The 15655-nt window shown below is 46.7% G+C and carries 11 protein-coding genes; 3 read left to right on the top strand and 8 right to left on the bottom strand.

Annotated features, from left to right (window positions below; translation table 11 throughout):
• Positions 1 to 43 precede the first annotated feature (43 nt).
• From K5X84_RS09495 to K5X84_RS09470, 6 genes are all read right to left on the bottom strand, one after another.
• On the bottom strand, positions 44 to 1882 hold the full coding sequence (locus tag K5X84_RS09495) for a tRNA(Met) cytidine acetyltransferase TmcA domain-containing protein (RefSeq protein ID WP_222235678.1): 1839 nt from the start codon (positions 1880 to 1882) through the stop codon (positions 44 to 46).
• A gap of 1 nt (position 1883) precedes the next feature.
• Positions 1884 to 3302, bottom strand: a complete 1419-nt coding sequence (locus K5X84_RS09490; RefSeq protein WP_222235677.1) for a sodium-dependent transporter — start codon at positions 3300 to 3302, stop codon at positions 1884 to 1886.
• A gap of 250 nt (positions 3303 to 3552) precedes the next feature.
• A complete protein-coding gene (zapE, locus tag K5X84_RS09485) occupies positions 3553 to 4674 on the bottom strand; it encodes a cell division protein ZapE (RefSeq protein ID WP_222235676.1) in 1122 nt (373 codons plus the stop codon).
• A gap of 76 nt (positions 4675 to 4750) precedes the next feature.
• Positions 4751 to 5602, bottom strand: coding sequence for a thioredoxin (gene trxA, locus K5X84_RS09480; RefSeq protein WP_222235675.1), 852 nt, complete (start codon positions 5600 to 5602; stop codon positions 4751 to 4753).
• A gap of 82 nt (positions 5603 to 5684) precedes the next feature.
• Positions 5685 to 7058: an aldehyde dehydrogenase family protein gene (locus tag K5X84_RS09475; protein WP_222235674.1), complete on the bottom strand. Its 1374-nt coding sequence runs from the start codon at positions 7056 to 7058 to the stop codon at positions 5685 to 5687.
• Positions 7055 to 8497 carry an NAD-dependent succinate-semialdehyde dehydrogenase gene (locus tag K5X84_RS09470; protein WP_222237016.1) on the bottom strand — a complete coding sequence of 481 codons (1443 nt, stop codon included), beginning with the start codon at positions 8495 to 8497 and terminating at the stop codon, positions 7055 to 7057. The genes K5X84_RS09475 and K5X84_RS09470 overlap by 4 nt, the downstream gene beginning before the upstream one ends.
• Positions 8498 to 8841: 344 nt before the next feature.
• Here K5X84_RS09470 and K5X84_RS09465 point away from each other — a divergent pair, with 344 nt between their 5' ends.
• Positions 8842 to 10620, top strand: coding sequence for a DEAD/DEAH box helicase (locus K5X84_RS09465; protein WP_054489249.1), 1779 nt, complete (start codon positions 8842 to 8844; stop codon positions 10618 to 10620).
• Here the strand turns inward: K5X84_RS09465 and K5X84_RS09460 are convergent.
• A complete protein-coding gene (locus K5X84_RS09460; RefSeq protein WP_222235673.1) occupies positions 10617 to 11153 on the bottom strand; it encodes a lipocalin family protein in 537 nt (178 codons plus the stop codon). The genes K5X84_RS09465 and K5X84_RS09460 overlap by 4 nt on opposite strands.
• Positions 11154 to 11164: 11 nt before the next feature.
• On the bottom strand, positions 11165 to 12721 hold the full coding sequence (locus K5X84_RS09455) for a cryptochrome/photolyase family protein (RefSeq protein WP_222235672.1): 1557 nt from the start codon (positions 12719 to 12721) through the stop codon (positions 11165 to 11167).
• Between the two features lie 119 nt (positions 12722 to 12840).
• On the opposite strand from K5X84_RS09455, the gene K5X84_RS09450 reads away from it, so the two are divergent.
• Together K5X84_RS09450 and K5X84_RS09445 are read left to right on the top strand one after the other, a co-directional pair.
• Positions 12841 to 13617, top strand: coding sequence for a glycosyltransferase (locus K5X84_RS09450; RefSeq protein WP_222235671.1), 777 nt, complete (start codon positions 12841 to 12843; stop codon positions 13615 to 13617).
• Between the two features lie 5 nt (positions 13618 to 13622).
• Positions 13623 to 15608, top strand: coding sequence for a 3-deoxy-D-manno-octulosonic acid kinase (locus K5X84_RS09445; RefSeq protein WP_222235670.1), 1986 nt, complete (start codon positions 13623 to 13625; stop codon positions 15606 to 15608).
• The last annotated feature ends 47 nt before the right edge of the window (positions 15609 to 15655 follow it).

Below are 15655 nucleotides of genomic sequence, written 5' to 3'. Positions count from 1 at the left end.
CTGTGTTGATGATAGAAAGTTGTAACGAAAACAACAAGTCACATTAGCGCAGTGCTCGTACGTCTTTACACAGTTTTTCGTTAGCTTGCCGCTGCGAAAGCCCGCCCCAGACTTGGCCGAGTTGTTTCAGTGTTATATCTGGCTTGCAGATCAACGATGTTAATGTGTGGTCGGGATATTGCCAGTAAAGCCACTGTGCTAAGGCAAAATGCGCGGCATCGAAGGGAATTATATGGCGAGTATAGGCATCGATAATCAGGGCTCTTATTTCGCTAAGATTTTCGGTGGAAGCTAACGCAGCTATATCTTTAGACAGCCACTGTAACTGCTGCTGCCCCCACGCACTGAGGCGTTGAAACTGTTGCGAATTGTTGGTGCTAAGCGGGTATGCATAAATAGCAGCAGGGCGGGCGGAAACGGAATCAATACGGCTGCTTATACGCCATGGCGCGTAATTGTTATTTTGCCAAAACCTATCTAACTCTGATGACCAGGCAAAACTGGTTCCTAATACTTGAAAGTGATTATCTCCGGCCCATTTGGATATTTCAGAGAGTAATGCTGAAGCGTATTTGCGGCGACGCTTGTCGGCTGGCACTGCTATTCGGGCTACTCGTAACCAGGATAAATCGAAAGCCCATTCTTGCTGCAGGAAATAGCCGATAGCCTGAGGAAGTAAGTTACCTTTTGGACGGCGTCGCCCCTGTTTAATATCGTGCTTTAATGGTGCGTCAATAGGGCCTTCAGCCATTAACCAGGCAACGGCAGTAACTTTACCTTGCTCAAGGCTATACGCAACTTTATGCAGCGGCTCGGTTAGTAAGAGGTTTAAGTCGTTAGGGCTGCTTTGGTAGTGAGCATTGAGCAGGAGTTGAAAGCATTGTTGTAAGAGGCTTTCTTCGAGTTCAGACGCGTGTTTTATAAAGGTGCCTGTCATGACTTCAGTTGAGACAACCAAGGGGCGTTTTTCGTCTAACAAAAAAGTTTCTGTTAGCCATTGTTCTAGTGGATCATTGACGGGCCAGCGCATGGGCTGAGTCAGCTGGTGAATAGCAACCCCGGCCAGGTTTTTCTTTGCCCAGTCTGTAAAATGCACCGCAAAGCCACGGCCACAGCCTTCATATCCGGCTACTGTGGTGGCAAGAAGCCACGGTGTAAACTTTTGACAAAGCCTCTCAGTTGCCCAAAGCGGCAGACCGGCGGCTTCATCGATAATTAACTGCTTGCCGGGGGCGTCTGGTTGTTCAAGAAGCTTATCCCAGGCGACAAACTTAGCCTGAGGAGCTTGTTGCAGTAAAACTTTGGCGTTGGCTTTTCGTGGGGCGGTGACAATAACAGAGCTTTTATTCTTTGCATGGGCGAGAGCCTGCCCCAGTAAAGTACTTTTACCCCGTCCACGCTCAGCCGTTATGATGTGAGTTGTCGGCTCACTCTTGGTGCCTGAACCGGTCTCGTTAACGAGCTTCAAAATGTCACTTTGTTCCGATGTGAGTTTAAGCTTGTTACCTGCCGGTAATGATTCAGTAGAGGTTTCAGGAGAAAGGTCAGCGGCGGCATTGCTCCAGTACTTTAAAGCAAAATGCTCCATGCGCTGGCTCATGGCATTGGGCTTTTCAGGTAGCAGTATCGATAAGAGCCCGCCGGCGGTTACCGTTCCGCAAAGCGCCGCAATGGCGTCAGCATGCAAACTGTCGCGGCAATCTATAAAGACACGTTCAAATTCATGGCCAAGGTAGTCACGATAACGTGAGAGCGCAGCATCTGCCCGTTTATCCGTGTCGGATAAATAGATAGAGAGGTTGGAGCGAGCCTGACAATGTTGTTGCCAAAGGCTCGCATCATGCAGCAGTTCAAGTTTTCTGTAACCGCTGCGTTTAGACATGCTAGAAAATAGAAATTGCGAAGAATTTCGTGAGCACCGTATTAATAAATACTGCTGCCAATATCAGTGGAATAAAGGTGCAAATGGATAAACGAACGTATTTAGCCAGCAGTGTATTTGGGTACCCTGGGTTGCCCTCGGCAAGTTCAGCGTCCAGATTCTTACGACGCCAGTGAAAGCTGACAAACAAGCAAATCAGCAGGCCGTTCAGTGGCAGAATGGTATCGTAGAAAACGTCATAGATAACATCAAAAACTGACTTAGGCGTGTCCGCGTAGAAAGTAAACTCAGTAAACGCCGGAACAAAACCAAAAGAAGTGGCGGCAATAAGGGTTAAAACGGTAACGGCAATACCCATAAACAACAGGGCTTTTTTACGGCTGATCTTGGCTTGCTCAATAACCGCTGCGGTCGGAACTTCAAGAATTGAAACCAGTGAAGTAATGGCTGCAATAAAGGTCAGAAGAAAGAAGACCGTCGCAGCAATACTCGCTCCCACATAACCGACAACGCCTTCAAGCGCGATGAAGATTTGCGGGAAAAACGAGAAGATCATGCTAACCGATGAGTCACTTAATGCGTCCGGGTCCGTATTTGGGTTGATGGCAAATATTGCCGGCAGTGTCATTAAACCTGCGGTAAAGGCTACGGCGGTATCTGTTAATGCGACCAGTTTGCCTGAAGTAACAATGTCATCGCGACGGCTAAAGTAAGAGCCATAAGTAATTAAAATACCCATGCCCAGAGAAAGCGAGAAGAATGCCTGTGCTAAAGCGCCGTTTATCACTGAACCGTCAATTTTTGAAAAGTCAGGGACTAAATAAAACTCCAGTCCGAGTACGGCGTTGTCCAGCGAAAGAACAAAGATAACCAGCAGAATAAGCATAATAAACAAGGCTGGCATAAGGAATTTGGCCGCTTTTTCAATACCCTGGCGAACCCCTCCAATCAAAATAACGTTAATAATGATAGTGACGGCGACAAGAAAGCCAACAAAACCGTAGTCGTTAACGAATTGAGAAAAATACTCCGGGTTGGCAAGCATATCGAGGTTACCCATGATGGAATGCCACAGGTAACCAAATATCCAGACAGTAATGACCATGTAGAAAACGGCAATCATGAATGGCGTAATCACCGCCAGTATGCCAGCAATGTGCCACCCTTTATTATTTGGCGATAAGGCCTTATAGGAGCCGAGAGGGCTTTTTTGTGCGCGACGGCCGAGACCCATTTCGGCAAGCATGACCGGTATACAGATGAAAGCAACGAACAAGGCATAGATAATTAAAAATGCACCGCCACCGTTCTTGGTAGCCGCAACCGGGAAGCCAACCAGGTTGCCAATGCCGACAGCAGAACCTGCTGCCGCTAATATAAATCCAATCTTAGAGCTAAATTGATCGCGTTGTTCGCTCATTCTGAACCTTCTTTTCTCGTTATTGTTTTAACGCCTTGTAAGCGCTGCCGTTCAGCAAATTTCAGCAATCCTAGCAAGGTGGCAATTTAACGGCAAGCAGCTAATCAGTGATTGTGCGGCAGAATGCGGGAAATTAGGTTTAAAAACAAAATTTATTTTAACATCCATTACAATTGCAATATTGGAATTTGTTAAAAATAATATAACCTTTTTATAACTCAGTTTTAACACGCTGGTAAATACAGGGAATTTAGCTCTCTGGAACAGATTGGCGTCTTTTTACCAGCGTGTTTCCTTTCATTGAGTTTCCCCACTGCTGCATTTCAAATAGACGAGAAACGCACCGTCTGAAAGGAAACTCCAGCTGCTTTGCCTGATACAACTTATCGATATCGGTTTCTGCGGTCAGTATTAGCAGGCACTTGTTGTCGTAGCATTCGTCAACCAAAGCGATAAAACGACGCGCTTCATTATCCAGTTTGCTGACGCTATTGGTTTGATGCTCACGTTGATAAGTTTCTTCAACGCCGTGTACCAGGTCTTTATCGGGCAGATAAGAAAATGTGGGCACACCATGGACCGCAATTGCACTATATTGAGCGGCTAACTCCATGTAGTCGCGTTGGCTTCTGGGGCCTGAGCAAAGTGCCATAAACTCAAAGCCAATGACGTTATCGTTTCGCCATAAAGAGTGAATTGACCGGTTCATAACCGAAATAGAGGAGCATCGGAGAGTTTCCCCAAACTGCTTTTCTGCGACCGAACGCAACTGCTTTTGAGTTCCCTGTTTGAGGTAAAACGGCAGGTCTGTATCCTTAAGTCGCCGATAGTCGGTGCCTAAGCCTAAATCCAGACATTCACATTCTTCATTCAGTAAGTCGATGGTAGGTTCAAAACGGTGACGTGCCAAACCACCTTTGTAAAGTTCTTTGGGTGGTGCGTTTGAAGTGGTTACCAAGGTAACGCCGTTATTGAACAGAGCTTCCCATAACCTGGCCAGGATCATTGCATCACCAATGTCTTCGACAAAGAATTCGTCAAGACAGATAACCGAATATTGCTGCGCCCAGGAACTTGCAATGGCTTCCATAGGGTCGGCTTCGCCTTGTCTTTGGTTAAGGGCTGTATGAATTTTTGCCATAAAGTGGTGATAGTGCAGACGTATGGCTTTGTCTTTCGGAAGGTATTGGTAAAACAAGTCCATTAAAAGCGTTTTCCCACGGCCTACAGGGCCAAACAGGTACAGGCTTTGTGGTTGATTACCTCGGGCAAGTGAGTCCAGTCGCTGTTGCAGTGCATTAACAGCACTGTGTTGGTGTTTATCGGACTGAAGTGACCCGGACTGAATACGCTGATGATAGATTTTCTGCATGGCGTTATTATCACGAAAAGCCAGAATAAAAAAAAGCCGGCTGAGGAAGCCGGCCAAAGTTGCTAGTGAACAGCCATTAATACATAGTGCTGTATAACTTTCTACGATAGGTCGCTGCCAGAGGATCACCATCCGGTAAGGAATTGATAATGTCGAGCGCGTATTTTTTCGCATCAGCAAAGTTCACATCTTTAGCTAACACGGTGAATACCAGCTCTAAGGCTTCTTCATCGCGGTGTGCTTCATGAAGTTTAAGAGCAAGCTGCAGCTTTAGAGATAAATCGTCGGGTTGCTTTTCGACCTGCTCCTGCAGAGCTCTCAGTTCCGGTGAGTCGGCGGCATCTTCGGCAAGTTCAAGTTTGCCTTTTATGCGCTGGTAGTCGCCATCTTGTTCAACCATTGGAATTTTAGAGACCAGTTCTTTTGCCTGGTCTAGGCGGCCAGCATCAACGGCAGCTTCGGCCAGCAGTTTCAATGCCTGCATATTGCTGCTGTCGATATCGTAAGCTTGCTTCGCTAAGGTATAAGCTGTGTTTGCATCGCCTTCGCCCATTGCGGTTTGAGCTTGCTGAATCAAGTCGTCAGACGGACTGGGCAGATGCTTATCCAGTATCTCACGAATTTCGCCTTCAGTTTTGACTCCGCCAAAACTGTCTACGGGCTGGCCATCTTTAAAAAAGGCGACTGTAGGCAGGCTTCGAATACCAAACTGCATTGCCAGCTCTTGCTGCTCATCACAGTTTATTTTGGCGAGGATAACCTGGTCACTGTATTGCGAGGCCAGCTTTTCCAGTACTGGCATGAGCTGTTTGCAGGGCTCGCACCAGTCTGCCCAAAAATCGATAATAATGAGTTTTTCTTTTGAACCTTCCAGTAGAACCTGCTGGAAGTTTTGCAAGTCAACGTTAACGATGTTGGATTCAGACATTAGCAGCGCGCGCTCCTGTAGATATTTCATTTCACTAAACTGTTACTAGTGATATGCAGACGCACCCGCTGAATTTCAATGCCTAGGGACTAAACCAGGATAAGATTTTGTCCTTAAACTTGCTGTAAGGCGGGTAGCGCAAGGCAACATCAAACCGAAAACTGCGCTTCATAACGGGCTTTAAATGGCTGAATGTGTCGAACCCAAACTTACCATGGTAGCGACCCATGCCACTGCGACCAACGCCGCCAAATGGCAGTTTGTCGTTAAGCATAAACATGAGCGTATCGTTGTAGCACACGTTTCCGGCAGAAACTTTCTCGGTAAATAAAGAGAGTAGCCGTTGAGTGTTGCTAAAGACATAAAGCGCAAGCGGTTTAGGATGGCGATGGATTGTCTCAATCGCATCGGCTGCTGATTTAATGGTAATAACAGGAAGTATTGGGCCAAAAATTTCTTCCTGCATGAGGGCACTGTTTTCTTTAACGCCATCGACTATGGTTGGTGCGATATAACGCTCCGCTTTATCAAAGTCGCCTCCAATAGCGATGTTTTCCTGATCCAGCATTTGCGTGAGACGCTGCCAATGCCCCTGGTGAATAATTCTGCCGTAACAGTCACTGTTCTGTGGGTCATCGCCGTAAAAGTTAACCAGCTCCTGATGCATAGCGCTAATGAGTTGTTCTTTTACACTGTCTTCGACCAGTACGTAGTCAGGTGCAATACAGGTTTGACCGGCATTCAGGAATTTACCCCAGACAATGCGTCGGGCTGCTACCTGAATAGGTGCGTCGGCTAAAACTACCGCGGGACTTTTGCCGCCAAGCTCAAGTGTGACGGGTGTTAAATTTTCAGCTGCCGCTGCCATAATTGATTTAGCGGCATGTTCACCACCGGTATAAAAAATGTGGTCAAAAGGCAATGTTGTCAGCTGTTGCGACTCGGTTGCCGCTCCGGTCACAATTTTTATGGCGGAGTTATCCAGGTAGTCGGGGAGCTGTCGGGACAGTAAATCCGCCGTTGCAGATGCATGCTCGGATGGTTTTATTAACGCGCAATTACCCGCAGCGATAGCTGCCACTAAAGGCGCTAAAAGTAGCTGTAAAGGGTAGTTCCAGGCGCCTAAAATTAATACGGTACCTAAAGGCTCCGGGACTAACTGACTTTTAGCAGGCCAGGCGAGTAATGGGTTGCCGACTTTACGGGCTTTGCTCCATTTCGGTAAGGCTTTTATCGTGTGTTTAATATCGTTTTGCAGGAACTGCAATTCAGTTAAGCGTGCTTCACTCGGGTGCTTGTTCAGGTCATTCTTTAATGCTTCAAGTAAAGGTTTTTCATTTTCATCCAGGAAGCGTTGAAGTTGTTTAAGCTGGTTTAAACGCCACGACAGCGGACGGGTGAGTCCGCTGTCGAAATGGCTTTTCAGCTGTTTAAGTGTGCTTTCGAATGGGTTCATCCAAGTCCGCCAAGAGTCACTGTTTTTAACTCAAGGTATTCGTCTATACCGTATTTAGAACCTTCACGACCAACGCCGGACTCTTTAATGCCGCCAAACGGATTGTAGGCGTGTGAGATTCCACCCGTGTTAACTCCGACCATGCCGTATTCAAGCGCGTCGCTGACGCGGAAGATACGAGCTGTGTCTTGTGCTGCAAAGTAAGACGCCAGACCAAAAGGTGTGTTATTCGCTTTCTCGATACCTTCTTCTTCGCTTTCAAAGGTATTGATAGCCACCACCGGGCCAAAGATCTCTTCTTCACTGATGTCCATATCGTCAGTGACGCCAGTTAATACCGTCGGAGCGTAGAATAAATCACCGAGTTCGGTCATTACTGAACCGCCGGTTTCTATGGTTGCACCATCAGACTTGGCCGACAATACCAGCCGCTGAACCTTATCAACTGCATCCTGATCGATAAGTGGACCTAAGTCGACGCCTTCTTCAGTTCCGGGCCCCACTTTCAGACCTTTTACCTTGCTGACAACAGCATCTGTAAACTTCTCGGCGACAGATTTTTGTACCAGTATTCTATTGGCCGATACGCAGGTTTGCCCGCCGTTACGGAATTTGCAGGCAATGAGCTGCTCAGCTGCTTGTTCAATATCGGCGTCATCAAAGACGATGAAAGGGGCATTACCTCCAAGCTCTAATGACAGTTTGGTTACGTGCTCTGAACATTGTTGCATTAAAATTTTGCCAACCCCGGTTGAGCCGGTAAATGACAACTTTCGAACCTTAGGAGAGGTAGCCAAACGTTTGCCGACCGTTTTTGCGTCGCTGGTTGGAATGATATTAATGACACCATCGGGAATACCCACTTCGCTGGCTAACTGTGCCAGAGCTAGACTGGATAAAGGCGTTAGCTGGGGCGGCTTAACTACGATAGTGCAGCCTGCTGCCAATGCCGGTGCTATTTTGCGAGTGATCATGGCATTCGGGAAGTTCCATGGAGTAATGGCCGCACAGACACCCACTGGCTCTTTAGTGACCATGACGCGCTTACTGCTGTCAGCATTAGGTAATATATCGCCATCGATGCGTTCAGCCTCACCGGCAAACCAATCGACAAAGCTGGCGCCGTATTCTACCTCACCAACGGCTTCGGCGACGGGCTTACCTTGCTCAGCACTCATTAATTCGCCCAGTGCTTGCTTGTTTTCCATCATGGCTTCGTACCATTTACGCAGAAGAACTGCACGCTCGCGAGCGGTTTTCTTACGCCAGCTTTTCAAAGCCGTTTCAGCAACATTGATAGCGCGTTGCGTTAAATCCTCGTCGGCGTCAGCAACTTCGGCTAACACGTCGCCGGTTGCCGGGTTGGTAACTGAGAAACGTTTGTCTGTAGGAACCCAGTGACCTTCGATAAAGCAATCTTTCTTAGTCAACGATGACATAGAATGTGCTGACATAATGCCTCCAAATTTGAAAAAACTCTCTAATAATGTAGGCAATATAAAGAGAAATGGTTCAACTTTTTCGATGATTTTGACAGAAATTGATGTGTTTGGTGAAAAAAAGCTCAAATACATTGCGTTCCTGGTAAAAAAACGTATAATCCGCCGTTCCTCAAGGAACACCGCATAACTGATGAGGCAGCGGTCACCCTTGATTCGTGGGGTTGCAGCGCCTGATTCCAGTCCAGACAGTTTAGAGACTGAATACTGATTCCTGTTGCCGGGCCATAACCCCTTTTTTGTTGTGTTTGCCAATGGGCAAACGGGAATAAAGTGAGACAAATATGTCAAATACCCAAACGGGCGTGTCGTTTAACGACATGGCCTTACCTAGTGCTGTGCTTGAACAATTAAACGCAATGCAGTTTTTAACCCCTACTCCTATACAGCTGCAGGCTATTCCTGCGTTGCTTGAAGGTCAGGATGTATTGGGTGAAGCCCAGACAGGTACCGGTAAAACTGCCGCTTTTGGTCTACCAGCGTTGGCAAAAATAGACGCATCAGTTAAGCAAACTCAGGTATTAGTAGTAACGCCAACTCGTGAGCTGGCTATTCAGGTTGCTGAAGCGCTTGAAGGCTTCGCTGCGAAAATGCGTGGTGTTGGTGTCGCAACGGTTTACGGTGGTGCGCCATTTGGACCTCAGGTTAAAGCCCTGAAGCAGGGCACCGCCATTGTTGTTGGTACTCCGGGTCGTCTTATCGACTTATTAAATAAAAACGTTCTGCAACTGGACGGTTTGAAAGTTGGTGTTCTGGATGAAGCTGATGAAATGCTTAACATGGGTTTCATTGAAGACATCGAAACGATATTAAAAGCTGTACCGAATACGGCGCAACGCGCATTATTCTCAGCGACTATGCCAAATGCAATTCGTAAACTGGCAAAAACTTTCCTGAAAGATCCGCTGAACATTCAGATTGAAGCTATTGCTCGCGAGAAGGCGACCATTAAGCAGAAAGCCTGGAAAGTTCAGGGCATGACTAAAATGACTGCTCTGACTCGGTTGTTAGAAGTGACTCCGTATCAGCGCGCATTGATATTCGTACGTACCCGTCAGGATACAATGGACGTGGCTGAATTATTGCAACGCAACGGCTTTAAAGCGGCGCCATTAAGCGGTGATTTGAACCAGGCTCAGCGTGAGCAGACTGTCAGTCAGTTACGTAGTGGACACATCGAAATTCTGGTAGGAACCGACGTTGTTGCTCGTGGCTTAGATGTTCCTGAAATTACGCACGTGATTAACTATGACTTACCGAGCGACACTGAATCTTATGTTCACCGTATTGGACGTACTGGGCGTGCGGGCCGTACAGGTGAGGCGATTTTGTTCTTCCGTGCAAAAGAGCGTCATTTGTTGCGTCACTATGAGCGCTTAACCAACGCACCGGTTGAGTTCTTTGAAGTACCAAACGCTAACGAACTGAGCAAATATCGTCAGCAACAGTTACTGGAAAAGCTACAAGCGTCTTTGGCTCCTGAAACTGCAAGTGCTGATAAGCCTAAACTTGAAAAGCTGTTAGGACAGTGGCTGGAACAGTCTGAATTGAGTGCTGAAGAAATTGCATTAGCGCTTCTGGCTCAACAGAACGAGCAGCGCCCATTGTTCCTGAAAGAGGACCGCCCTGTACGCGAAATGCGCAGTGAACGTTCAGGTCGCAATGAGCGCAGTGATCGTGGCGACAAGCGCAAACCTCGTGCAGAGCGTGCGACAAGTCGTGCCGCCGATGTGGATTTTGAAACTTACAAAATTCAGGTTGGCCGCGAACATGGTGCTCGTCCTGGTGACATCGTTGGGGCTATTGCTAACGAAGCTTCAATGGACAGCAAGTACATTGGTCAAATTCAGTTGTTTGATAATCATTCTTTAGTGCAGCTACCTAAGGGTATGCCAAAAGATATTATGCATGTACTGAAAAAAGCCCGTGTGCGTCAGCAGCCAATGGGTCTTGAGTTAAGCGATGAGCAAGTAAAACGTGCGCCACGCCCACCGCGTGACCGTGATGCTCGCGGCGGACCTAAGCGCAACTCCGGTAAGGGTGCTGCGCGCCGCTTTAATTAATTAGCGTCTTGAAATTCGGCCGGATGATCAACCATGATCATCTGGTCGATATCATATCCCCATTCATGAGCCTTAGCTAAGGCATAGTCAATATCATCCTGAGCAACATCAGGAGTTCGCGACAATAACCAAAAGTATTCGTGTGAGTCACTGGTTACTATTGCCAACTGATAGTTGTCATCCAGCCAACTGACATAGTACCCACCGTAGAATGGCCAGAAAAAAGTCACTTTGTAAGCTGCTTCCATGTTTTCAACGGGTTTAGCCAGACCAATAGCTGTCTGCCACTCTTCGTTTTCAACATGATAACCGCGATTTGTAACCTCTAAGGTACCATCACCGTTTAGGCGATACTCTGCCGTAACGCTTTGCAGACCTTCTTCAAAGCTGTGTGGCATACGGACAATTTCGTACCACTTGCCTAAGTAACGTTTTGCCTCAAAGTCTTCGACAACATTGGCTACCGGTGTTGGCTGCGTGTTACAGGCACTCAGCAGAACTGTTAAAAGTAGCGGGATTATCCATTTGTTCATTGTGCTTCCTTTTATAACTCGTTGATATTATCTAAGTAAATTTCGGCCTGTTTCAGTAGCGCCTGCTGTTCTTCGTTGGTTTTCTTACCCCATACCTGATACATCATGCGCATTCTGTGATTATCTTTAAACGGTTCTTTGTGACGCTCAATAAAATGCCAGTACAGGCTGTTAAAAGGGCAGGCTTTATCTCCCGTTTTCTTCTTTGGGTCATAATAGCACTCTTTACAATAGTGCCCCATTTTCTGCATATAGTTAGCACTGGCAATGTAAGGCTTTGTGGCAATCAGACCGTTGTCAGCATACTGACTCATACCTCTGGTATTAGGCATTTCTACCCATTCAATAGCATCAATGTAAATACCAAGGTACCAGTCATCCAGAGCGTCTGGTGACACACCCGCCAACAAAGCAAAGTTTCCGGTTATCATTAACCGCTGTATATGGTGTGCATACGCATATTCTAAGGATTGCTCAATAGAGTGATGCAGGCAATTCATTTTGGTGTCACCAGTCCAGTAAAAATGAGGCAAAGGTCTATTATGATCCAGGGCGTTAAGGTTTTTGTAGTCAGGCATATGCGCCCAGTAAATCCCCCGGACGAATTCACGCCAGCCGATAATTTGCCGGCAAAAGCCTTCAATCTGAGCGATTGATATACTTTCTTGATTCTCAGACCAGGTATTAACAGCTGCTTTTACAACTTCTAGTGGATGTAACATTTTCGTGTTTAAAGAGAACGAGAGCCTGGAGTGATACAAACTCCAGTGAGCTTCCTTAAGTGTGTCTGCTGTTGCCATGGTGTCCTGATAACGACCAAAATTAGGCAGCCCAAACTGACAAAAATGTTCAAGTAACTGTTTTGATTGTTGACGGTTTACCGGCCATATTAATTGGTTTGGGGAAGCTTTGCCCATTGTCTGAATATGGCACTTTTGCAGCAAAGTATCGATATCTGAGACATCATTAGAAAATACCAGGGGAGGTTCTACACCTTGATTGGCAGGAATCTTTTTCTGGTTTTCCTTATCGTAATTCCAGCGACCGCCGACCGGGCGACCGTTCTCCATCAAAATATCGTATTGCTGGCGCACCTTTCTGTAAAAGGTTTCCATTAAGTAGTTTTTGCTATCGGGAAAATATTCTTTTAATGAATCACGCGTAGTGAGGAAATGCTCAGTATCATACCAGTTTAACTTGATGTTTCTGGCGCCAGCCCAGCTTCTAAGTTGGTGATCGAGTCGATACTCGTCGGGTTGCTGACATTCCAGGACCGCTCCCTTATTTTGAGCGATAATATATTCAAGGTTTTGTGTCAGACTTTGCTGGTTGTCGCTGTCATCCAGTTTAATATAGTGTACGCGATGCCCAGCCGAGTCTAATGCATTAGCAAAGGCGCGCATTGCACTAAAAAAAGCCAAAACTTTTTGTCGATGATGAACGACATAGTCAGTCTCCTGTTTTAGCTCCATCATGACATAAAGTACACCTTGCTCCTTTTGTCGGAACCAGGAGTGCCTGACATTGAGTTGGTCGCCGAGTATTAACCGAACGGTGTGAGTGGTCATAGTCACTTAAGTTTAAATGTTCAGTCAGCTAATACGCAGGCTTTGAGGATTCAGATCGGCGTACCTAAATGAGCTAAAATATGGCATGATGCGCGGTAGTTTAAGATCCAGGAGTGATTATGAATCAGGTTACAGAGAGCGGAAACTCTTCAGAGCAAAACACAGTTAATGTAATTTGTATTAAATGGGGTAAAAAGTATGGCTCAGATTACGTCAATACTTTGCACTCTATGGTCAGCCGACATCTCAGTCGGCCATTCCGTTTTGTTTGTTTTACAGACGATTTTGAAGGCATTAATGACGACATTGAAGTAAAGGCGATTCCTAAAATCGGCTTCAAAGATTTTGACGAACAGCTTCCCTGGACTAAAGGACACGGTTGGCTAAAGCTGACTTGTTTCGCAAACCCTTTGTATGATCTTGAAGGGCCTACACTGTTTCTGGACCTGGATATTATTATTGTCAGCAGTCTTGATGAATTCTTTGAACCTGAAGGTGACTTTATGGTGATCAAAGAATGGGATAAATCCGACGCTACAGGCAATACCTCGGTATTCCGGTTCAATATTGGTGCACATGAAGACGCCTTAGAGCATTTGAAGAAAGACCCTGATGCAGCTACCGCCGATGTGCGAAATGAACAAGAGTACATTACGCACTTTGTCGACCGTCAGAACAAGCTGAAATACTGGCCGGAAAAGTGGTGTCGTAGCTTCAAACGTCATTGTCTGCGCCCGTTCCCGTTAAGCTTTTTCCAGGAGCCCCGTATACCTGAAGAAGCAAAAGTTATTATCTTTCATGGCAAGCCACACCCGGATGATGCATTAGAAGGCCGAAGCGGTAAGTGGTACCGGAAAGTCCTGCCGACTAAGTGGATTGCCGAGTATTGGCGTTAAAGAATATGAGACTGTGGCTCTATGGAATGCTATTGCGGCTGGTCACTCCAGCCGTTTTTGTCTGGTTGTGGCTGCGTGGCAAGAAGGATGCCCGTTACCGTCAGAACTGGTCAGAAAGGCTTGCATTAGGCGCTGTTGATAAAAAGCTGCAGGGGTGCCTAGTTATCCACAGTGTTTCTGTTGGAGAAACCTTAGCGGCTAAGCGACTAATAGAGCAGCTGTTGCATCAACAGCCCGGGCAAAAAGTGCTGATTACTTGTATGACACCAACCGCCAGGACACTCATTCAGCAGCATTTTGGCGAGTCTGTCAGCTGTCGTTATTGGCCAATTGATACTCCGGGTTCAGCGAAGCGCTTCGTGCGTAAGCTGAAACCTAAAGCTGTATGGATAATGGAGACAGAGCTTTGGCCGCAGATGCTGAACCATTTTTCCAAAGCTAATGTACCTGTAAGTTTATTGAATGCCCGGCTTTCGGAGCGCTCCGCCAAGGGTTATCGGCGTTTCCATTGGCTTATGAAGGCTGTATGGAAACAACTGACTCTGGTGTCGGTTCAGAATAAAGAAACTGCGCGTCGAATGAAAGTTTTGGGGGTAGCGCCGAGTCGACTTTTTGTCGACGGAAACCTTAAATACGATATCCAACTTTCCGGCAAGGATACTGATAAAGCTTACCCGTGGAAGCAGAGTTGCTCTGGAAGGAGCGTCTGGTTGGCGAGTAGCAGTCATCCCGGGGAGCATGAAGTTCTTCTTAAAGCACATAAGCTGGTTCAGGCAGAACAACCTGATGCCTGTCTTATTATTGCGCCAAGGCACCCTGAGCAATTTGAAAAAGTTGCGGAACTGACTCGGCAGTCGGGACTAAAGTTGGCTCGACGCAGCGAGCTTAATGAGATACCACAGGACTGTGATGTCTTTCTCGCTGACAGTATGGGCGAAATGATGCTGTGGGGGCAGTTAGCTTCTATGAGCTTTGTCGGCGGAAGTATCATTGAGCGTGGAGGGCACAACCCCCTTGAAGTTATTGCTTCTGGCTCCAATGTTATGTCTGGGCGGCATGTATTTAATTTCCCACAGGTTTACGCTGAGCTGTCTAAAGTCGGCGCTGTGCGATGGGTAAAAAATGCCGAAGAAATTAAACAGGCTGTGAGTTTGATACAGCAGACAGCGGTCATGAAAGCGCAACATGAAGCTGCTAAAAGCGTTTTACAAACGCATCAGGGTGCTACGTTAAGAGTCTTAAAGCGAGCACTGGAATATATTCTGACAGGAAGCGGTATGATAAAAACAGAGCAGACTCCCCGAGGGCTCATTCGCTATGACAGCGATATTATAGAAACGATAGAAGATAAGCATTTTTCAGCCCAATATTGGCAGCAACAAAAGGCGATTGCCGGGAATTCGACGGGGCGTGCAACTGTCTGGTTTATCCAACAAGGCGATCTGGGGCTTTTGTTACGACACTATTACCGTGGTGGTTTGGTTGGAAAAATTAATAAAGACCGTTTTTTACGCGAGCCAGCGGAGAAAAGCCGGGCAATACACGAGTTTGATTTGCTCTGTAAACTCCGTGATATTGGCTTGCCGGTTCCTCGCCCTGTGGCGGCGAGAATGGAAAAGACCGGCGTATTTAGTTATAAAGCTGATATTTTAGTTGAAGTGATTCCCGGCGCAGTTGATGTTTATCGGCTATTGCGTGAGAAACAGCTTTCAGCAGAGCTTTGGCAAAAACTCGGAAGTGCTATTAAGCAATTGCACGATACTGGTGTTTATCACTCGGATTTGAATTGTCACAACCTTATGCTGGATGACAACGACAAAGCCTGGATTGTGGACTTTGATAAGTGTGATTTCCGTGAGAGCGGGGAGTGGAAGGAAGCGAATATTCAGCGTTTGTTGCGCTCCCTGCGCAAAGAAAAAGAAAAGAACGAGACTTTTTACTGGAAGGAGTCTCGTGACTGGCCTGAGTTATTAACGGGTTATCGCCGTTAAGCTTTAAGCCATAAAAAAGCCCCGACTCACTTCAATGAGCCGAAGCT

It is taken from the genome of Idiomarina abyssalis (assembly GCF_019797805.1).
GTDB classification, from domain to species: Bacteria; Pseudomonadota; Gammaproteobacteria; order Enterobacterales; family Alteromonadaceae; genus Idiomarina; species Idiomarina abyssalis.
This window is presented reverse-complemented; position numbering and strand designations above follow the sequence as displayed.